Source organism: Candidatus Pelagibacter sp. HIMB1695 (assembly GCF_052047655.1).
Classification (GTDB): Bacteria; Pseudomonadota; Alphaproteobacteria; order Pelagibacterales; family Pelagibacteraceae; genus Pelagibacter.
The window spans coordinates 453683-473800 of record NZ_JBNAJT010000001.1; the positions used below are offsets into that span (position 1 = coordinate 453683).

Below are 20118 nucleotides of genomic sequence, written 5' to 3' on the forward strand. Positions count from 1 at the left end.
ATAAATTAGATGATAACTTTGAACTCAAACCAACTCTAGCCAGTCTATGACAGTGAGTAAAAAGATTAAGATTCATAAGCAAACCGTATTCTATTTTTTACCCTAGGTAAAGATAATTTGATCTAACTCTTTTTGATTTAGAAAATGAAGATAATTAAATCTAGATAGTGGGGGCTAACGCCCCCACAAACTTAATTTAATATTAGTCTAGACTATAAATTGTAACTGATTTTTCTTTATCAACTTCGTTAGCACTTATAAATAAGTTCCGTTCAGGTATAGCAACCAAACCTTCAGGTCCAATACCTGTTGGCAAAATAGTTACTAATTCTGGGTTTGATAAATCATTTGCTTTATATACACCGATAGCGTTAGCTCTTTCAGCACCCACAAAGATATAACGTGTATCACCGTATATTGCTACTTCAACTGATTCTGGTTCAACACCTTTTTTCTCTGCACGATTTTCTGGCCAGTAACCTGCTGATGCAAGTGCTCTTTCATATGATGAACCTGACTCGTATACAACCGAACCATTTTTATTAAAGATTGTCCATCCACGGCTACCACCACGCTTAGCTTGACCTGGCGCTTCATGTTTGTAGTCCCCTTCATTTGCAGTTGCAAAATGATCATTACCAATCCATTTAACTGCATCTGGTTCTCTTCTAACATTTTCAATGGTGTCAACCATGTTTAGTTTACCATCTTTTTTATTATCAATACCTTTAAGTGTTACAAGTCCTGCATCAAACTCTGAAATTACATTTCCATTCCGATCAATAACTGCCATCCAGTTATTCTCTTGCATCGTAACAACTATCTCACCCAAATTGTTGATATCAACAAACTCAGGTTCTGGATCGTTTGGAGCAATAGTTGAAAAACCAACTAAGTCTGCTTTAGTAACACTGTTATCTGCTAAATTAACAATTGCTACAAAACCACCTGGAAGTTGTGGAATTTTTTCATCATTGATATCTTCGTTACGCTCATTTTCAATAGCTACTGCCACAAAAGTTCCATCTGGACTAACTGCAACAGAGTCTGGTTGTCCACCTAATTCTATTTTTGTAACTTCTTTTCCTGAAGCAAGATCAATAACTAACAAGTGTCCACTTGGTTTTACGTAGTCTGGAGAAGTGTTAATACCAACATATGCTTTCCCATTTTTGATCGCAACACTAGTTGGCTCACCACCTAAGCTCATTGAGCCTAATGGTTTCGGATTTGCTGGATCAGTGATATCAATCATCCCTAATGCATTTGCAGGACTATCGCTATATACAAGCTTCATGCCATCCGCAGTTGCGGCAATGATTTCTGCTGATGTTTCCTCGGCACTAGGATTATTTGCTGGTGTCCCAAATTTTCCAATTTCTGAAAAGTCTGCATTTGCTATGTTAACAATTGCAGTTGAGGCTAGAAGGCCTGCTAAAATAAATTTTATCATTAAGTTTTCCTTTTTCTGTTTTTATTAATTAACCAAATCAAGGAAGATGATATGTATTAGTTCTGTTACAAATTTATTTTTTAATTATAACAATTATATTACAATCATTTTTTTTAGAATTGAAATTGTGGATTGTAACTGAATTGTAATAAATAACTTATCTTAAGAATTGAAATTGTGGATTGTAACTGAATTGTAATAAATAATTTGTAATTATTTTGTAACAAAGTTATTTCATTAATCTACTATGTAATATAATTTTAAAGTAACTGTAATTAATATTAAGTATTCTCTAAATAAAAAATGTGTAGTTAAAATAAAATTTTATCATTATTTCTATCTCTTATTAATTATTTTAACTGAATAAATACTTCCTCCTTTTTTTTTAAAAAGGAGGAAGACGAAATTATAATGAACCTTCTAAAACGTATTTTAAAATTCTAACAACTTGTGATTGATCTGAAGTGACAGCAGAAGCTGCAGCATCTATTTCCTTTAATGCATGTTGATGATCGTCACTATGAATAACTATAATAGATTTATTTAATGCAGATGCATATCCTGCATCGAAAGCTGAATTCCATAATCTTAGGTAGATTAGATCGATGTCATTGGAGCACTATTGAGTAAAATGATTTAAATTATAGCTTTTTATCATTCAGTTTGCTCATAGCTTTTCCAGGGGAGAAAGTATAATCATTGTCATCCATTAATTTTCCACTTCCATCATAAAGTTTCCAATTAAATTTTACTTTATCTTTCTGCTTTTTTCCTAATTTTAAAATTGTCAATTCTATTTTTCGTGGTTTACCGCCAGAAGAACCTTCAAAAGATCTAGTCTCGCCTTCTTTCCAAACGCCTAGAGGAAATTTACATCCATTTTTTATTACTCTTCCTCCTCTTCTACTATCCCAAACTCTTCCTATACACTGCCCGTCATTAGTAACTGTAAATAACTGTGTTTTTAATCCACTTTGACCTTTTCTTGTTCTTTTATAAACTTTTATAGTTTCTCCAGTTTGTGGGTTTTTCCAATCCTCAGGTCCTACAATTTTTTTTCTCTTCTTTTCACCAAATACCAAATTAGCATTTGTAAATTTAATCTCTTTATCTTCTCTTATTTCTCCACCTGTAAATAATTCTAAAGGGATAAATCTTTCTGATCCAAAAGATTGACTAGTATTTAGTAAAATTAGAAATGATATTAAAAAAAAATTTTTCAAATAATTAAATTAATTTAATAAATTTTCTCTCCAAAAAGCTAAATACTCTGGCATAAAAGTTTTTCCGTGGTTACCACCTTCAGTTACACCTTTTCCAATACATTTTTCTTTTACAAGACCTTTAAACATTGTTTTAAAAGCTTTTCTTGGGTTTTTACGAGATAATTCATTATATTCATCCAAACTTTTGATTTTTGTATTTTTTAGAATTAAATCAACGAACTCTTTGTTCATATTACCATCATCTTCGGTATAGAAATTAGGACACTTCCAAAAATATTGAGTTCTTTTTGCAAATTCTGGCTCATAATTTCCTGTAAATAAATGATACCATCCTTCTCTTAAATCGATTTCAATATCAGCACCTTTAGCTTGCATTTTTTCCATAAGTTCCACACATGGACCTGGTAGTGTGTAATCCTCAGCTAAACCATGTACATACCAAATTTTAGTTTCTTTAACTGGAGTTGGATTTCTAAACATTCCAGATATTCCACATTCAGCAGATCTTGGTTGAGATGCTGCAAAATAAAGATCTTTATCAACTAAAATATCTCTTAATCTTTTTTCTGCTGCCATAATTGAAAGGTTTCCACCTCTTGAATAACCAGAGATGCCTATTTTTTTAATATTTATTTTTGGATCCTTACTTAGATAATCTAATGCCATAAACGCATCTATATAAGTAGACCATAAAGAAGCCTTTGATTGATCACGGTAAGTGTGTTTTGCGCCTCTAGCAGAAAAATTATCTAAATACATTGTTGCTATACCCATATCTAGTAATGGCTTTTGTTGATCTCTCATAAATTCTAGCCAATCTGCAGTAAATTCATCAGCACCACCACTGCTATGAACGATTAATAATAAAGGAAATGGACCTTCTCCTTCTGGATAAGTAATAAGAGCATCTACTATTATTGGGCTCTCTTTATACCAACCCTCTTTTATACCTTTGTAATCAGAAGCTTGATAAGAATTAATCTTAACCAATTTACCATTTTCCAACTGTTTAGATAATTTTTTTAATGGAGTTTTTTTTGGTTTAATTGTTTCAGCATTAACAACAGTATTTGAAAAAATAAATAAAAAAAGAATTACAAAAAATTTTTTTATAATACTCATAATGTTATTTATATAACTATTTAAGCTTTCCTTGAAGAACATATTTTAAAATCCGAACCACTTGCATTTGGTCTGATGCAACAGCTGAGGCTGCAGCATCTACCTCTTTTAAAGCATGTTGATGCTCTTCATTATGAATAATAATTATTGATTTATTTAAAGCAGCCGCGTACCCTGCATCAAAAGCTGCGTTCCATTGTTTGTATTTTTCACCAAATTTAACAACAACTACATCACAATCTTTGATCGATTTTTTAGTTCTAATTGAATTGATATTAGCCCCTTTTCGATCTTTCCAAAAATTTTTCTCTTCAGGACCTAAAATTTCAACACCACATTCATCTGAAGATGCGTGATCAGTAACTGGAGACGAAAATTGAATGTCTAAATTTTGTTTTTTACATTCATCAATAATTTCATCTCGCCAATTTGTATGAATTTCTCCTGCTAAATATACTTTCAACATATGTTCTTTATATATAGTAACTAGTATCCTAAATTTCTATCTATTTGATTAACTAATTCTTTATTTTCTGTGAATAATTTTAAATTTTTAAAGAAAATTTTAAGAACCATTTCAATATAATTGCCCTCACTATCAGATGAAATATGAGGAGTAATAATTAAATTTGGAGTATCCCAAAGGTTTGATGTTTTTGGAACAGGTTCTTGTGAAAATACATCTAAAATTGCTCCAGCAATTTCATTGTTTTGAAGTTTAATTCTTAAAGCTTCGTAATCTAAAACAGATTGCCTTCCAATATTTACAATCCCACACGTAGATTTTAATTTATCTAATCTTGATCTATTAATTAATCCTTTAGTCTCCTCTGTTTCTGGAACTGCTAAATATAAAAAATCAGCATGAGGTAATACTTCATCAATTTTATCAAATGTAATAACTTTTGAGCATCCCTCAACATCTTTTCCTTTTCTATTTACACCAATAACTTCTGCTCCAAGTTTACTGATATGTTTAATCATTGAACCACCTAAAGAACCAGTTCCAACAACAACCACTTTCCTTCCTTCTGTTGGTTTTCCAAGTAAAGATACAAACTCTTTATTTTTTTGATTTGTTACAATTCTAGTCATGTGATTTTGGAGCATTAATATACTCATCAAACCAAACTCACCTGCTTTTTTAGCATGAACTCCACTACTATTTGTTAGTACTAAATCATCCTTCATCCAATCAAAAGGAGATAAATGATTAACACCAGCAGATATTACATGGATCCATTTAAGGTTAGGTGCAATTTGTTTCAAATCTTTTGTTGGAAACTGCCAGCCGAGTAAAATGTCAGCTGATTGCATTGAAGAGATAAAATTATCATCATCCCAATCAATTACATATTCTACTTTGTCCCTTAGCTCAGGATATTGATCAAAACCCTTTTCAATTTCTTCTTTTGTTATTGTATTATTTTTCTCACCTTCAGGATCACACGGTAAAAATCCCTCTTTCCAATGATTATTTCTGATGTGAATTTTAATTTTTTTCATATTTTAAATTAATATTATCTTTAATTTCGTTTAATAAAAAATAGATTATTGTATAAATAACTATGCCTTCATTTGATGTAATTAGTAAAATTAATTATCAAGAATTTGATAATGCTTTAGCAAATTGCTTAAGAGAAATAAGCAATCGATATGACTTTAAAGGACTTCACATCACTATAGAGCGAAAAGATAAATCAGTTACTACTAATGCTCCTGATGAATTAAAATTAAAGCAAGTCAATGAATTATTACAAACACATTTAGTAAGAAGAAAAGTAGATCCAAGAGTTATAGAAGTTAAAAGTTCGGAAGGTGCTTCGGGTGGAGCAATTAGACAAGTAAGTGAACTTAAAGAAGGTATTAGCCAAGAAAATGCAAAAAAAGTTATTGCTGACATTAAAAAACTTAAACTTAAAATTCAGGTTAAAATCCAAGGTGATGAATTAAGAGTTGATGGTAAAAAAAGAGATGACCTTCAAGAAGCTATAGCAGCAATTAAAGCTATTGATATTGGGCTTCCAATAGACTTTGTAAACTTTAGAGATTAAACCTCCCAAACTATTTATTGTATTTAGTACAAAAAGATATAAGCAGACACTCAATTACTTAAAATTTATATCATTCCCAACATAATGAACTTCTCTGATCTAAATATTGAAAATAAATTAAAAAAATCAATTGAATTAGCTGAATTTAAAACTCCGACCCCTATTCAAAGTCAATCAATACCAATTAGTTTAGAAGGAAAAGATGTTTTAGGAACTGCTCAAACTGGTACTGGCAAAACTTTAGCTTTCACAATTCCAATGCTGAATAAACTTTTAAAAGATAAGCAAGCAATGGCATTAATAATTTGTCCAACAAGGGAACTTGCAACCCAGGTAATGGAAACTGTTTTAAAACTTAATATTAGAGAAATAGGAATTGGTAATGCTCTTTTAATTGGTGGTGAGAGTATGCAAAAACAACTTAGACAATTAAAAAAAGGAGCAAGAATTATAGTTGGAACCCCTGGAAGAATTAACGATCACATAGAACGAAAAAGTTTGAACTTATCTAGAGTAAATTACTTAGTTTTAGATGAGACAGATCGAATGTTAGATATGGGATTTACTCCTCAAATAGAGGTTATTTTAAAATTTATTCCAAAAGATCATCAAACATTATTGTTTTCTGCAACGTTACCTGAAAACATTTTAAAGATTTCTCAAAAGTATCTAAATAATCCTGAAAGAGTATCTGTTGGATCTCTATCAACTCCAATTGAAAAAATTAAACAAGAAACTTTTCAAATCACAGCTGATAAGAAATATCACGAATTGATTAATCAATTAGTTGAAAGAAGTGGATCTATTTTAGTTTTTGTTAAAACTAAACATGGGGCTGATAAAATTGTAAAAAGATTAAAATATGATGGCCATAAAGCTGATGCGATTCATGGAAATCTTAGACAAAGTAAAAGAGATAGAGTTATTAGAGGATTTAGAAATGGTAATAGCAGGATTTTAATTGCAACAGATGTTGCAGCAAGAGGATTAGATATTCCAGTTATAAAACACGTAATTAATTATGATCTTCCACAAGTTCCAGAGGATTATATTCACCGAATAGGTAGAACAGGCAGAGCTGGAAAAGATGGTTCGGCTTTAACTTTTTTAACCAATAATGATCGAAATATGTGGAGATCTATACAAAAATTAATAGATCCAAATTTTAAAACTTTTCAAGAAATTGAAAAAAATAGATCTAAAAAAAATAAAAAAGGTAAGAAGTCATTTAATAAAACGAAAAAATTTAGAGATAAAACAAATTCTAAATTTAAGAAAAATAAAAGATTTAACAAAAAAGAAAATAATCAAAGATCAAAATTTAAAGATAAGAAGAAATCTTTTAATAAAGATCATAAAAGATCTAAATTTAAGAACAAAGAAACAACAGCTGGATATACAAATAATGCTAAATATTTTAGTAAAAAACAAGATAATCCAATGGAAAATGAAAACTTTAAACAAAAATCTTTTAAGAAACGAAATAAATTTAAAAATCGTAAGAGACCAAAAAATTTTTCATTCAAAAAGCACAAACGTAAATAAAATTAAAATAAATTAATTAAATATTTGTGTAAAAAATAACCTATTACAAGCAAAGATAGTCCTATCAAATAAATTAACCAAAAATTCATTCCTAATGGTTTTGCAAAAAAGAATGGTAGAAAAAACAAGTAACTAACTGGAACTGCAATTAAAATACTTTTGGTAAATGTGACTGTTTTTTCAACATCTTGATGTTCGTAATAAGAAAATATAATTGCAATCAAAGATGCAATTGGTAGAGCAATGATAAAACCAGATAATTTTGGGTATTGTCCAGATAACCAACTAGCAAAAGAAATTATTACTCCTGCAATTAAAACTTTTACAAAGAAAAACATTTTTTTATTATTAAACTTTTTGAATCAAAGATGCAGTATTATTTGTAGGCTTATTAACATCTTTGGATACTTCATGAAAAATAAGATTGGGTGATTTACGTTCATTTAGAAATGCTGATCCTTGCAATTCTAAATTTAGATATCTATTAACATCCGCTTGATTAAGAATAACTGGTTGTCGGTGATGAATTTCCTTAATATTTTCTTTTGCTTCTTCTGTAATTAAACAAAACTGATCGTCTTCAAATATTCCTGCAAAATAAATAGTATTACTATCTTCACGAGTAAAGTAATGAGGAGTTTTTTCTTTCTCTTCCCTCTTCCATTCGTAAAATCCATCTGCAACAGCAACACATCGATTGTTTTTAATCAATTTTTTAAATGAAACCTTTTCATCTATGGTCTCAAGTCTAGCGTTAATCAGAGCTTTAAAATCTTTATCTTTTGCCCAACTTGGAACTAGTCCCCATTTTAAAGCTTCTAAGGTATTTCCATTTTTATATTTTTTTATAACTGGAAGTTTTTGATAAGGGTGTGCGTTATAGTTTTCATTGTCTTCAACCTGAATTGCAGATTTAACTAATGAACTAGTTTTGGTTACTGGATTTTTAACAACATATCTTCCACACATAAGATTAATAATATTTTGGTTTTACAAAAAAGTCATTACGATCCATTGTCGTAAGCTCAATATTTAATTTTTTTTGATTTCTCTCTATATCAAATTGTAATTTAGTCCCTGGGCCACCAAAGGACCAAACCACTTTATAAAAATCCTCAATGTTGTTAATTTTTTCATTATTCACAGCTAAAATTGTATCATTTACACTAAATCCAGCTTTAGCAGCAGGACCATTGTCATTTACTCTTGTGATTTTAACTTGTCCAGTGTTGTCACTTGAGGTTAAACCCATATAAGGTTTGATATCTTTTGTTCTTCTGCCATTTTCAATTAAATCATCTAAAATTGGTTTTAAATCATTGATTGGCACAAACATATTTCCGGGAGAACTTATTCCTGTTGCTGCTGCATCTCCTACATACAAAGAACCTATTCCTAAAACTTCACCATATTCATTAATTAAAGCAGAACCTGCAAAAGAGCTATTAGCTGGATAAGTATAAATTGGTTTATCTAAAAAATATTCCCACCATCCAGCAAAAGATCGTCTTGAAACCATTTTAACGGCTGAAGGTCTTCCCTCTGTTAAATAAGGTAACACATATAAAAAATCTTCTTTAGTTAATTGATCAGAATCTCCAATTTTAAGAGGTTTTAGGTTTGATTGAATAATGGTTCTTAAAATACCAAAGCCAGTTGTGTGATCATAACCAATAAGCTCACCTGGAAATTTTTTACCATCAGGTAATGTTATTGTAATTGTTTCTGCTTCAACAACAATATAGCCAATTGTTAATATGTGTTTATCATCAATAACTACACCATTTCCTCCTCTTACAGTTCCTAAAGATTGTGCAGTTCTTGCCTCTGGTGGGATGATGCTGTCAATTTTAACAACTGATTTATAAATATTTAAAATATCTTCTTCTGTTGTTAGTTTGTTTGTCTCTGAAAATAAGTTGTTAGTTGAAAAAAGTAATATCCAAAAAATAAAAAATATTTTTTTCACTAAATTGATTGTTGTTTAATTATTTCCTTCATTTGTTTAATCATAGCATCAGGTGTTTTCATTGATGGATAAATTTCTTGGGCTTCCTCATAACTACGAATTGCTTTTTCATAATTCTTTAATTTGATATTAACCATACCTTGTCCCGCTAAAGCACCAAAATGTCTTGGTTCTAATTCTAAGACTTTATCAATATCTTCTTGTGATTTTTGATATTCTCCCAACATATAAAGAACAGTTGCTCTTTTATTCCAAGCCTCGGCCCAATTTTCATCAAGTTTTATTACCTCCGTAAAAATATCCCTTGCTCTATTAGGTTGTTGATTTCTAACAAACATTGAACCTTCCTCTAAACGAGCAGTTAGTTTATCATCAGTTGGATGAGTGCTCCATAAAGACCATATTTCTTGTTCAACAATTGATGCTACTGTTGCTTTATTAACTTTTAGTTCATTAAATAATTGATTTAACCTTACATCTCTATCGTTTGCAAAAGAACTCGTTAAAGAAAATAAAAAAATTAAACAAAATAAAAGTACTCTCTTCATAGTTAGATATTAACAAATAAGAGAATTAGAGTCTTGGTTCTTATGTATTTTGATTACTTTTTTTACAACTATAAAAAGAAATATCCTTTTCTTTCTCTTCTAGTTTAATGTTTTTAGTAATTTCATGAACAAGCTCACCTGTTTTAATAGTTAATACTGCAGATTCTGAATAATTTCTTTCATCATCAAAAGCTTGGATTAATACAATATCTTTATTTGAAATTTTTACCTCTAGTTCAATTTTATCAATAAAATTAGATAAATTTTTTATAATTAATGAATTTGGTGATTTAGATTCGATTAATAATTTACGAATGTCATCTCTCTTAACTTGATCTTTTGTAAATGTTTCAAAATTATGATCTGGATTTTTTAAAATTACTTTTTCAAATGCACATGTAAGATTTAAATTTGCATCTATAGTAATATTAGTATTTTGTGCATTAGCATAACTAAAGCAAAGGAAACTTAAAACTATAAGTAATTTTTTCATTAAAAAGTCTTACAGCTTTTTTCAGTTGATTACTACATCTACTAATATCGCAAGGTATAAATTTAATATTGTAAATCCTTAAATAATTTTAAAATAGATCAATTAAAAATATTATTTAATCTTTAACTCTTTCACCCAAATATCATTCCAGCAATATAAATTATCGTCAATACAGCATTTAGAACTATCAAACTGTTCTCTTTCCATAGTATTCCTATCAAGACCCAAATGGCATTAGCAAGGCAGAATAGGTAAATATAAAGTGGGTAAATATTAAAAGCTGATAATAATGCTGCTGATATCACCATTACAGTTCCAGTCCATGCTAAAGGCTGGTATGGTTTACGCATCTTTGCCCTCTAACACATCTTTATCTAGGACTGGATGCCAAAGTATTGAATTAAAGTTCATAAATATAAATTATAATTTTTTCTGATTGATTACTACATCTACTAATATTGCAATCAACAAATTAAGCATTGTAATTCCACATATAATTATAAAGCTGAAAAAATAAATCCAAGCCCACCAATAAACATCTTGTAATGGTAACATTACTTGTTCCCAACTAGATAGAGTTAAAACTTGGAACAATGTGATCATAGCAACTCCAACGTCGCTCCATCTCTCAGGAATATCAGTGCTAAATAAAATTGAACCTATAGTTGCGTATATATAAAGAATAATAAACAATAATAATCCAACGTAAAACACTCTTTTGACAGATGTGAGCAGTGCTTCAATGATTTTTTTTAATTCTGGAACAACTGAGATAATTCTCAATACTCTAAATACTCTTAATAATCTTAAAAGTAAGAAGCTAGAATTATTAGGAATTGGAATTAATGAAATTAAAACAATTAATGTATCAAATACATTCCACCCACTTTTAAAAAAATGTAGTTTTTTAGGTTCTCCTATAAACCTAATTATAATTTCAATAACAAAAAATATTGTAATTGAATAATCTAAATAATTGATTGCTTGTCTGGTAAGATCACTTAATTCATAAGTGTTAACCCCAATTGTAATTGCATTTAAAATAATAATTGAAATAACAACAAATTGAAAAATTCTGCTTTCTTTTAAATTGTATAAAAAATTATTCATTAATTATTGATATAAACCATTTGTTGAATTTGTCACATTTAATGATTAATAATAAATTTTAAATACCAATCATGATCAAAAAATTTATCCAATTCTTTTTTATATCTTTCTTACTTCTTTCAAGTTCAAATTTACTAGCAGCTAGTAATGATGAATATAAAAAAAATCATGAAAAGATGACGAAAAAACATGGTCATGGACATGGGCAAAATGGTCATGATGAAGTTAATATGCCAGGACTTCAAGGTAAAGATACAACAGATATTGAAGTTAGTGATCTTAAAAATATTTTCCAAAATCATAAAGAAATAAAAAGAACTGTTACCAATATTCCTAACGGTATTAAAACTGAAACGTATTCTGAAGACGAGAACGTAAGACAATCAATTGTTAACCATGTTTCAATGATGATCACAAGAATCCAAGAAGGAAAAAATCCTGAAGTTATTATTCAATCACCTACATTAGATGTTTTATTTAGATATCATGATAAAATTGAAACTGAAATTGAATTAACAGATAAAGGAATTAGTGTTTTACAAACTTCAGAAGATCCAAAGGTAGTTGAACTTCTACAAAAACATGCTGCAGAAATAAATGACATGGTTGAAAGAGGAATGCGTGCAGTACACGAAAGAATGATGTCCTCTAAAAAAACTAATTAATTGTTTTTTCTATAAATTTTTTAAGAGTTTTACTAATTACAATGGTTCCTTCTTTATTTGGATGAATTCCATCTTGCTGATTTAAACTTGGATCAAGTGCAACTCCTTCAAGTAAAAATGGGATCAAAGGTAAGTTATATTTTTTTGATAGTTTTGGATAAATAGCATCAAACTTTTTTTTGTATTCAGCACCATGTGTTGTTGGAGCAACCATACCTGCAATAATAATTTTTATATTTTTATTATTTGCTATCTTTATGATTTCTTCTAAATTTTTCTCAGTTTCCTCTGGTTTTATTCCTCTCAACATATCATTGGCGCCCAAACCTAAAATGATTAAGTCAATACCAGGTTCAGATAAACTCCATTCAGCAATATTTAATCCTCCTGAAGATGTGCTTCCAGAAACACTGCCGTTAATTATCTTTATATTTAAACCATCTTTTTTAAATTTATCTTCTAATACTACAGATAAATGATGTTCTTTAGGTAAACCATATCCAGCCATCAAACTATCGCCAAATAAGACAACCTTTTCTATTGCGAAAGCGTTTATGTGCACTAGAAAGATCATCAAAATTTTTATAAATAAACTTTTATTCATGAGTGATCTTCTTAAATTAAAAAAAATAAATCTCAAATACCAAACTGGTAAAGAAAGTATCAGTGTTTTAAAGAATATTGATCTTACCATTAAGAAAAAAGAGACAGTTTCTGTCGTTGGTGAAAGTGGATCTGGTAAAACCAGTTTAATAATGTTGGTTGGAGGACTAGAAAAACCAACCTCAGGTAAAATTGTATTTCAAGATCAAGAAATTACAGGATTAAATGAAGATGAAGTTTCAGAAATTAGAAAGAAGAATATTGGAATTATATTTCAATCTTTCTATTTAATTCCAAATTATACAGCAGTTGAAAACGTTGCTTTAACATTAGAATTAAATAATTTTAAAAATCCTGAGAGTGAGGCAAAAAATTTATTAGATAGATTTGGTTTAAAGCACCGATTTAATAATTTACCTAGTCAGTTATCTGGTGGTGAACAGCAAAGAGTTGCGATTGCAAGAGCTATAGCAATGAAGCCTGAATTAATCTTGGCTGATGAGCCTACAGGAAACTTGGATACTGAAAACTCATTAATGATTTCAGATATTTTATTTAAATATGTAAAAGAGGAAGGATCTTCCTTAATCATGGTAACGCATGATCCAAAACTTGCAAATAAAGCAAAAAGAAAAATCAAAATAAAAGATGGAAAAATTAAATAATCGATCTGAATTTAGTTTGATTTTTAAATATGCTCTAAAGGATTTAAGCAGAAACTATCACAAAATCTCAAGTATTATTGTTACTCTATTTATTAGTCTCTTTATATTAAGTGCTATTTTTACAATTGAAGATAGTCTTAAAAAAGAGCTGAACGATAATGCAAAAGCTTTATTGGGTGGTGATTTAGAAATTGATTACAATCGTAACCAAGGGAATCTAGAACTAGTTAATCAGGTAAAAGAATTTGCAACTGTTTCTCAAATGATTGAGTTCAGTACTATGCTTTCAACAACTGGAAGAGAGAAAAATAAATCATTATTCACTAGAATTAAAACAGTTGATGAAAAATATCCATTATATGGCGAAGTAGTATTTGAGCCCAAAGGTGCTTATGAGCGAATGCAAAAGGAACCAAATACTATTTTAATTAATGAAAGCTTATCAAAGACACTAAACATAAAACTTAATGAACAAGTTAAAGTTCAAGACCAAAATTTTACAGTTATTGGAATTATAAAATCAGTACCAGATGTAAGTGGATTTGTTGCTTTTGGTGATTGGGCGCTTGCTAGAAAACAAACTTTAGAAATATTAAAACTAAATGGTATTGGAAGCTTTTTAAACTATGAATACAAAGTAAAATTTAATGAAGGCGATAACCCTGAAGAGTTAGAAAAACGAATTGAAAATATTTTTAAAGATGATCAAAAAGTAAAGCTTCGTTATCCTGAAAATTCAGCAAGTGGAATAAAGAGAATAATTAATAATTTTTCACAATTTTTATCTCTTGTTTCAATAAGTGCGATGTTGATTGCTGGTATTGGGATTGCAAACACCCTTCTTTCTTTTATTAACCAAAACAACATGTCAATTGCAGTTAGAAAAGCAGTTGGATTTTATTCAGGAAATATAAAGACACTTTATTATCTTCAATTATTAATTTTGTTGTTTGTAATCACAGTTGTTTCCTATGGATCTAGTTTTTTAATAGTCCCTATTGCTGATAAATACTTATCAGATGGACTCGGATTAAATGTTTATCCAGTATTTTCTATAGTTAATTTTATTAAAATATTTTTAGTAGGTTTATTAGTTCTTGTAATATTTTCTATCCCAACAATAAGTTCAATTGACCAAGTAAAAGCCTCTAATTTATTTAGAAATGTTTTTCAAAACTTACAATTTTATTATTCAAAAAAATCTGTTGTTTTAAGTTTTGTTTTGCTCTCTATTTTAGTTTTGTTATTTACAATTGGCTCTGAACAACCAACTTACAGTCTAGGATACTTTGCTGCATTTTTTGTGTGTTTGATTGTATTTTTCTTTCTTTCAAGAATAATCATATTTTTTCTTAAAAAATTTAAATCAAGCTCCAATATCTCATTAAAGGTATCAATTAAAAATATCACTCAAACAAAAAGTATTACTCCAATTACTATTATGTCTTTAGGGTTGGGGGTTACTTTACTTTTAACATTGGCGTTAGTTGGAACAAATTTTCAAAGAGAAATTGCTAAATCAATTCCTGATATTGCACCTGATTATTTCTTTGTAGGAATTCAAAAAGGAGAGCGTGAAAAGTTTGAGCAAGGTATACTAAAAATGGACCCTGATGCAGATATTGAAGTGGTTCCTATGGTATCATCTGGCATTACGAAAATTAATGGCATTAATCCAAATACTTACATTAAACCAGATAATGATAGTTATTGGGTAATTGGAAGTGAGAGAAGATCTTCATGGGTGGAAGATGTTCCTGAAGATAATCCATTAGTTGCTGGAGAATGGTGGGATTTAAATAAACCTAATCAACTTCAAATATCTTTAGATGCTAAAGTTGCAAAAGATTTTAACATTCAATTAGGAGATGTTTTTACTTTAAATATATATGGAAGAGAAATTGACGGTGAAGTAGTTAATTTTAGAGAAGTTGATTATCGAGATTTAAGTATAAACTTTGCAATGCTATTTAATCCTCAATTCGCTCAAAATATTCCTCATGAATATTTAGCAACAGCAAAATTTAATTCTGATAAATTTGATGAAACTGAAATGCTAGAAGTTATGCCTAGCTTATCTATGATCAAAATTGCTGATTATCTTACAAAAGTAACAGCTGTGCTAAATAAAGTATTCATTGCAGTTACTTTGATATCAGCTGTAACAATTGTAATTGGTTTAATTGTTATTTCGAGTGCAATAATGGTTCAAGGTAAAGTTAAAGAGTATCAAAACTTAGTATTTAAAATTCTAGGCTTTTCAAAAAAAGAGATAATTCTGTCATCATTAATAGAATTCATCATTATATTTAAATCAGTCATACTGATTGCAATATTCTTTGCTGTAATTGGTTCAAAATTTATTATGGAAAATATCTTTGAACTTGTTTGGATGTTTGATTTTAAAGTTTTAATTTACTTAGGTTTTTCAATTGGATTTGTAACATTGATATTGATTATGTTAACAAACTTAAAATACCTAAATCCAAAAGTTTACCCTTTGATTAGAAATCAATAATTAGAATTTTGTAATTTTACTATCTAAAGCAATTACATTTAATTCTACTTTAAGTTTTGGAAATCTTTTTTTGATTTCTTTTTTAAGTTTATTAAATGAGTCTTGGTGTATTTTTTTTTCATTTACTGGACTAAATTCCTTTTTTCCATTAGCAATTTTTGCAGCACCACAATCTTTGTGATTAATAACAATAAGCTTTTCTATTTTATGAAGCTGAATTGAAGTTCCAAGATTGTCATAAAAAGTATTATGCCATTTTTTAAATTTATTATGTGTGACCCCTACTGCAGCACCAGCAATTGTAAAAGCACTGTACTTACCAGTTAATTTTTTTTTCTTTAAATGATTGTGAACTAAATGTTGAAATCTTGGATCCATACAAGATAACACCATCGCTTTAAATTTTGACTTCATGAATTAAACTCAACTTTATACATCGCTTCATTCCTTCTATTCATTGGAAGGGTAAAAGGACTATCATATGTAGCTCTAATAGGTGGACTTATAATTGAAATATTATTTTTGTTTAACTCTTTTTCTAGGATTTCTTTGTGTTTTATGAAATTTCCATCTGAAGCTCGACCAGAATATCTAAGCACGGCATAATATCCTCCTTCAATATTTACTATTCTTACATCATCTCTACTTGGATTGGGCACATTATCTGAATTAAATTTTGAAGGTAAATAAAACTGCATAGTCATATTACCATTTTTTTCTACTTGAGTAACCGGAGTAGTCATTGCTATCTTTTCTTGAGCATCATTTCTTCCAGAAATATAATTAAATAATTTTCTAAAATTACTATCTATTCCTGCTCTAGAGGTTTCAACTGCTAAACGATCAGAATATTTTCTAATCTCATAAATTTCATTTTTATCAACCACTTCATACTTTGCTTCTTCATTGGCCATGACAATAGAATACGGTAAAACAAAGAAAGTACAAAATAGAAGAATTAATTGTTTTTTTAACTTCATAGTTAAATTACTTTATATTCAAAATTTTGTGTTGTTTCATTAATTTGAACTAATTTTGCTCCATTTCTTTCATGAAAATTCGTTGCCATTTCTGTTAAAGGTGAAAGGGTTACTAATCTGTTTAAATGATTGGATTTTTTTATCTTTTTAAACACTTCTTTAACAATTAACTTTCCTCCACCCTTTTTCTTTGACCATACAGTATAAGCAATAGCAATTTGACCACCTTTTTGATCTCTCATTGCACTTTGTAAAAAAGCATCAGTACTTAATTTTTCAAGTTCATCCACACTTTTAGGAATTTCATTTGTATAAGCAAAACACATAACAGCATGAATTTCGCCTTGATACTCAACACCATAAATTTTTCTTCCAAATCCTGTTCTAAATTTATTATCTAACTCTGGTCGAACTGGATCTTCTTCTACATTACATTCTTTAAGTTCAATAAGTTTAGCACCTTTTACCCAACCAAAAAAATTATCAATTTTTTTATTAAGTACTTGTTTATTTTTTCTAATACGAGCTTTTATTCTAGGATTAAATTTTTTTTTCATATTAAATAATCATATAAAAGTTTTGAACTACTTATAAAAATTAAAATATATAAAATATTATAAAATAATTTTTCGTTTATAATTTTAATTAATCGATAACCAATTAGTATTCCTATAAAAGCAATTGGAAATAAAAATACTGATTGTTTAAAGGTTACTAAATTTGTCATTGAAAGGTTAATATATAAAGGAAGTTTTATTAGATTGACAAATGTAAAAAATATAATTCTTGTTCCCACATAAATTTCTTTCTGCATTCTTAAAGGAAGCATATAAACACTTACAGGTGTTCCTCCTGCATGGACACAAAAACTTGTAAAGCCAGCTATGACAGAACAAATGCTTCCTTTGATAGAATTTTTTTGAGATTTAGCTTCTTTATTTTTTTTAAAAAAGAAATAATGACCTGCGAAAATAAATCCCATTAAACCAATCATAAATTTTAATAATTCTTCTGAAAAATATGTAAACGTGAAAGAAGCAATTATTATTCCAACAGCAGCAAATGGAACCATTAACTTTAAAGTTCCTAAGTCATATTCTTTTCTATATTTATAAACAGCAATAAAATCAGAAAATATTAAAATTGGTAAAATTATTCCTAATGCTTGGTTCAAAGGCATTACAATGGTCATTAATGGAATAGATATTAATGTCATTGATCCACCCAAACCTGATTTAGCAATACCGTACAAAATTATTGCTGGTACTACTGTAAAGAAAAATAGTAAATTTATTTCCATTTGTTTAATGAATTTAATAGTTTTGATCCTAAAGGACTAATTGGTTCTTGAAGAATTATTTCTTTTCCTGTTTTTTGTTTAACTAGCTGTAATAATTTTGTTGCTATTCCTTTTTTCCTAAAAATTGGATTAACGAAAATGTACTCCACTTCTCCCTTTTCATTAAATCTAACAAACCCAAGTGTTGTATTTTCATTTTTATAAGTAAAAACACCATCAGCTTCATCTAATTGATAATTCGAGAAATCAATACTGTTCATAAATCCTAGTAATTAAGGAGCAAAAGAATAATTGCTATTGCAGCAACTATTGAACTAACAACAATATAATTAAGCTTAATATTGAACTTTTTCTCAACAAATTCAGTTATTTTTTCCCAAAATAATACAATTAAGAAAACAATAATAGCTGGAATTATATATTTAATCATGTTTTAAGATTTGTTGTCACTGACATAAACTGAAACACCTCTTGTATTTAAGTCAACATCGAACTTTTTATGTAGTGGCGGAAATGCTCTTTGTGAACAATCTAATCTGTCACAGGTTCTGCATGATACACCAATTGGTATTTCTGTAGATTTATCATTTATGTTAACATTTTCAGTGTAAACAAAATCTTTTGCATATTTTGCTTCACACCCTAGTCCGATTGAGAGAACACTTTTTGCTTGTCCAAATCTACCTATTCCTTTTTCAACAGTTCTTGCAATGCAAACATATTTTTCGCCATTATTCATTTTACTTACTGCAGCTTGTATTACACCAGGTCTTGTAAAAGCAGAATACACATTCCATCTTGGACACGCTCCACCATATCTTGGTATATCAATTCCAGACAAGGAAAATCTTTTTGAAATATTTCCAGCCATATCAACTCTTAAAAAATGAAAAGGAATACCTGGGAGTTTTGGATCTTGTAAACATGTAACTCTATGAGCTACTTGTTCAAATGAAGTTGCAAAAGTATTTTGCAATAACTCTAAATCATATTTTAATTTTTTACATTCAGAGTGGAATAATTTGTATGGCATCAAAATTGCAGCACCACAATAATTTAGTAATGCAACTTTTGTAAGTTTTTTAGATTCTTCTGAAGGGAAGCTAAATTTAGATAAATAATTATCAATTTCTTTATTGGCTCCTTCTTGAGCTATTTGAGCTGCTGCATGTAATTTTTTTGTTTCAAGAGAACTATAATCACTTAACAAAAGTTCTTTTTTATTTTTATTATAGATTTTTGAAAAAGGTTTGTTTTCATCTGGAATAACATCTTTGACTATTATTGAATATTCCGAATTTAAATATTCACACAAAGCAATATATCTTGTTCGATTATTTTTTTGAATTTTATCAAAAACTTTATTTGCAAATTCTTCTAATTTTGGAAAATAGTTTTTATGCTCTTGAAGAAAATCTGAAATGACTTCACCTGGAAAAGAATTTTTTCTATTATCAACTATTTTACCCGAAATTTTTTCAATTTTATTTATTAATTCATGATCTTTTTTTTTAAGAATATCTCCCAATCTTACAATCGCTTTACCAATTTTTGGATTAGTGCTTACTAGATCTTTTACTTCTGGACCTAAAATATCTAAGTCTTCAAATAAACTATCATCTAAAATTTCTGAAATTGTATTTTGAAGATTAATGTCTGTCTTAGATGTAAGATCAGATAATTGGATGTTTAATTTTTCACAAACATTTAAAAGTAAATCACCATCTATTTTTCTTTTGCCACTTTCAATTAAGTTTAAATAACTAGGAGAAATACTTAAATCTTCAGCTAATTTGTTAGCTTGCAATCCAAGTTGTCTTCTAAAAGCTCTTATTTTTGGCCCTATTTTAAGATCAATTTGACTCAT

Annotated in this window: 25 protein-coding genes and 1 pseudogene; 5 read left to right on the plus strand and 21 right to left on the minus strand. The window is 28.7% G+C overall.

What is annotated here, in order from left to right; all coding sequences use genetic code 11:
- Window positions 1-202 precede the first annotated feature (202 nt).
- The 6 genes and pseudogenes from ACTTAX_RS02545 to ACTTAX_RS02570 all read right to left on the minus strand — a co-directional run bounded on the left by ACTTAX_RS02545 (window position 203) and on the right by ACTTAX_RS02570 (window position 5307).
- Window positions 203-1453 carry a hypothetical protein gene (locus ACTTAX_RS02545; RefSeq protein ID WP_440692607.1) on the minus strand — a complete coding sequence of 417 codons (1251 nt, stop codon included), beginning with the start codon at window positions 1451-1453 and terminating at the stop codon, window positions 203-205.
- A gap of 406 nt (window positions 1454-1859) precedes the next feature.
- Window positions 1860-2036: pseudogene (locus tag ACTTAX_RS02550) on the minus strand (YtoQ family protein); the annotation flags it as partial.
- A 58-nt stretch (window positions 2037-2094) separates the two neighbouring features.
- On the minus strand, window positions 2095-2676 hold the full coding sequence (locus tag ACTTAX_RS02555; protein ID WP_440692609.1) for a hypothetical protein: 582 nt from the start codon (window positions 2674-2676) through the stop codon (window positions 2095-2097).
- Between the two features lie 9 nt (window positions 2677-2685).
- Window positions 2686-3801 carry a dienelactone hydrolase family protein gene (locus ACTTAX_RS02560; RefSeq protein WP_440692611.1) on the minus strand — a complete coding sequence of 372 codons (1116 nt, stop codon included), beginning with the start codon at window positions 3799-3801 and terminating at the stop codon, window positions 2686-2688.
- Between the two features lie 16 nt (window positions 3802-3817).
- Window positions 3818-4267: a YtoQ family protein gene (locus ACTTAX_RS02565; protein WP_440692613.1), complete on the minus strand. Its 450-nt coding sequence runs from the start codon at window positions 4265-4267 to the stop codon at window positions 3818-3820.
- Between the two features lie 20 nt (window positions 4268-4287).
- Entirely contained in the window at window positions 4288-5307 is a 1020-nt protein-coding gene (locus tag ACTTAX_RS02570; RefSeq protein WP_440692615.1) for a D-2-hydroxyacid dehydrogenase, read from the minus strand.
- 62 nt (window positions 5308-5369) lie between these two features.
- Between ACTTAX_RS02570 and ACTTAX_RS02575 the strand changes: the two genes are divergently transcribed.
- Window positions 5370-5855: a YajQ family cyclic di-GMP-binding protein gene (locus tag ACTTAX_RS02575; protein WP_440692617.1), complete on the plus strand. Its 486-nt coding sequence runs from the start codon at window positions 5370-5372 to the stop codon at window positions 5853-5855.
- An 81-nt stretch (window positions 5856-5936) separates the two neighbouring features.
- Complete coding sequence (locus tag ACTTAX_RS02580) at window positions 5937-7400, plus strand: DEAD/DEAH box helicase (RefSeq protein WP_440693747.1); 1464 nt, start codon at window positions 5937-5939, stop codon at window positions 7398-7400.
- A 2-nt stretch (window positions 7401-7402) separates the two neighbouring features.
- Here the strand turns inward: ACTTAX_RS02580 and ACTTAX_RS02585 are convergent, their stop codons facing one another.
- The 7 genes from ACTTAX_RS02585 to ACTTAX_RS02615 form a co-directional block, all read right to left on the minus strand.
- Window positions 7403-7738, minus strand: a complete 336-nt coding sequence (locus ACTTAX_RS02585; protein WP_440692619.1) for a hypothetical protein — start codon at window positions 7736-7738, stop codon at window positions 7403-7405.
- Window positions 7739-7748: 10 nt separating this feature from the next.
- Entirely contained in the window at window positions 7749-8369 is a 621-nt protein-coding gene (locus ACTTAX_RS02590) for an SOS response-associated peptidase (RefSeq protein ID WP_440692621.1), read from the minus strand.
- Window positions 8370-8373: 4 nt separating this feature from the next.
- The gene (locus ACTTAX_RS02595) at window positions 8374-9369 is read right to left on the minus strand and encodes a S1C family serine protease (protein WP_440692624.1); all 996 of its coding nucleotides are present in this window, start codon (window positions 9367-9369) and stop codon (window positions 8374-8376) included.
- Entirely contained in the window at window positions 9369-9917 is a 549-nt protein-coding gene (locus ACTTAX_RS02600; protein ID WP_440692626.1) for a tetratricopeptide repeat protein, read from the minus strand. Before ACTTAX_RS02600 ends, ACTTAX_RS02595 begins: the two co-directional genes overlap by 1 nt.
- 40 nt (window positions 9918-9957) lie before the next feature.
- Entirely contained in the window at window positions 9958-10410 is a 453-nt protein-coding gene (locus ACTTAX_RS02605) for a hypothetical protein (RefSeq protein ID WP_440692628.1), read from the minus strand.
- A 131-nt stretch (window positions 10411-10541) separates the two neighbouring features.
- A complete protein-coding gene (locus ACTTAX_RS02610; RefSeq protein WP_440634976.1) occupies window positions 10542-10760 on the minus strand; it encodes a DUF6552 family protein in 219 nt (72 codons plus the stop codon).
- A gap of 70 nt (window positions 10761-10830) precedes the next feature.
- Window positions 10831-11520 (minus strand): ion transporter, encoded by a 690-nt coding sequence (locus ACTTAX_RS02615; RefSeq protein WP_440692630.1) that lies wholly within the window; start codon window positions 11518-11520, stop codon window positions 10831-10833.
- Between the two features lie 71 nt (window positions 11521-11591).
- Between ACTTAX_RS02615 and ACTTAX_RS02620 the strand changes: the two genes are divergently transcribed.
- Window positions 11592-12185, plus strand: a complete 594-nt coding sequence (locus ACTTAX_RS02620) for a hypothetical protein (protein WP_440692632.1) — start codon at window positions 11592-11594, stop codon at window positions 12183-12185.
- On the opposite strand, the gene ACTTAX_RS02625 is transcribed toward ACTTAX_RS02620, so the two are convergent.
- A complete protein-coding gene (locus tag ACTTAX_RS02625) occupies window positions 12178-12789 on the minus strand; it encodes an arylesterase (protein WP_440692634.1) in 612 nt (203 codons plus the stop codon). The two genes, ACTTAX_RS02620 and ACTTAX_RS02625, sit on opposite strands and share 8 nt — an antisense overlap.
- Between ACTTAX_RS02625 and ACTTAX_RS02630 the strand changes: the two genes are divergently transcribed.
- Window positions 12788-13453: an ABC transporter ATP-binding protein gene (locus ACTTAX_RS02630; protein WP_440692636.1), complete on the plus strand. Its 666-nt coding sequence runs from the start codon at window positions 12788-12790 to the stop codon at window positions 13451-13453. The two genes, ACTTAX_RS02625 and ACTTAX_RS02630, sit on opposite strands and share 2 nt — an antisense overlap.
- Window positions 13437-15971: an ABC transporter permease gene (locus ACTTAX_RS02635; RefSeq protein ID WP_440692638.1), complete on the plus strand. Its 2535-nt coding sequence runs from the start codon at window positions 13437-13439 to the stop codon at window positions 15969-15971. The genes ACTTAX_RS02630 and ACTTAX_RS02635 overlap by 17 nt, the downstream gene beginning before the upstream one ends.
- Here ACTTAX_RS02635 and ACTTAX_RS02640 read toward each other — a convergent pair whose 3' ends face one another.
- Genes ACTTAX_RS02640 through ACTTAX_RS02670 form a run of 7 tightly spaced genes read right to left on the minus strand, consistent with a single transcriptional unit; the run spans window position 15972 to window position 20118 of the window.
- Window positions 15972-16385, minus strand: a complete 414-nt coding sequence (locus tag ACTTAX_RS02640) for a carbonic anhydrase (protein WP_440692640.1) — start codon at window positions 16383-16385, stop codon at window positions 15972-15974. It lies immediately after the preceding gene.
- The gene (locus tag ACTTAX_RS02645; protein WP_440692642.1) at window positions 16382-16951 is read right to left on the minus strand and encodes an SOUL family heme-binding protein; all 570 of its coding nucleotides are present in this window, start codon (window positions 16949-16951) and stop codon (window positions 16382-16384) included. The genes ACTTAX_RS02640 and ACTTAX_RS02645 overlap by 4 nt, the downstream gene beginning before the upstream one ends.
- A 2-nt stretch (window positions 16952-16953) precedes the next feature.
- The gene (locus tag ACTTAX_RS02650; RefSeq protein WP_440692644.1) at window positions 16954-17508 is read right to left on the minus strand and encodes a hypothetical protein; all 555 of its coding nucleotides are present in this window, start codon (window positions 17506-17508) and stop codon (window positions 16954-16956) included.
- Complete coding sequence (locus ACTTAX_RS02655) at window positions 17505-18251, minus strand: sulfite exporter TauE/SafE family protein (protein ID WP_440692646.1); 747 nt, start codon at window positions 18249-18251, stop codon at window positions 17505-17507. Before ACTTAX_RS02655 ends, ACTTAX_RS02650 begins: the two co-directional genes overlap by 4 nt.
- A complete protein-coding gene (locus tag ACTTAX_RS02660) occupies window positions 18242-18511 on the minus strand; it encodes a GNAT family N-acetyltransferase (RefSeq protein WP_440692648.1) in 270 nt (89 codons plus the stop codon). Before ACTTAX_RS02660 ends, ACTTAX_RS02655 begins: the two co-directional genes overlap by 10 nt.
- Before the next feature lie 5 nt (window positions 18512-18516).
- Complete coding sequence (locus ACTTAX_RS02665; RefSeq protein ID WP_440692650.1) at window positions 18517-18681, minus strand: hypothetical protein; 165 nt, start codon at window positions 18679-18681, stop codon at window positions 18517-18519.
- 3 nt (window positions 18682-18684) lie between these two features.
- On the minus strand, window positions 18685-20118 hold the full coding sequence (locus tag ACTTAX_RS02670) for a helix-turn-helix domain-containing protein (protein WP_440692652.1): 1434 nt from the start codon (window positions 20116-20118) through the stop codon (window positions 18685-18687).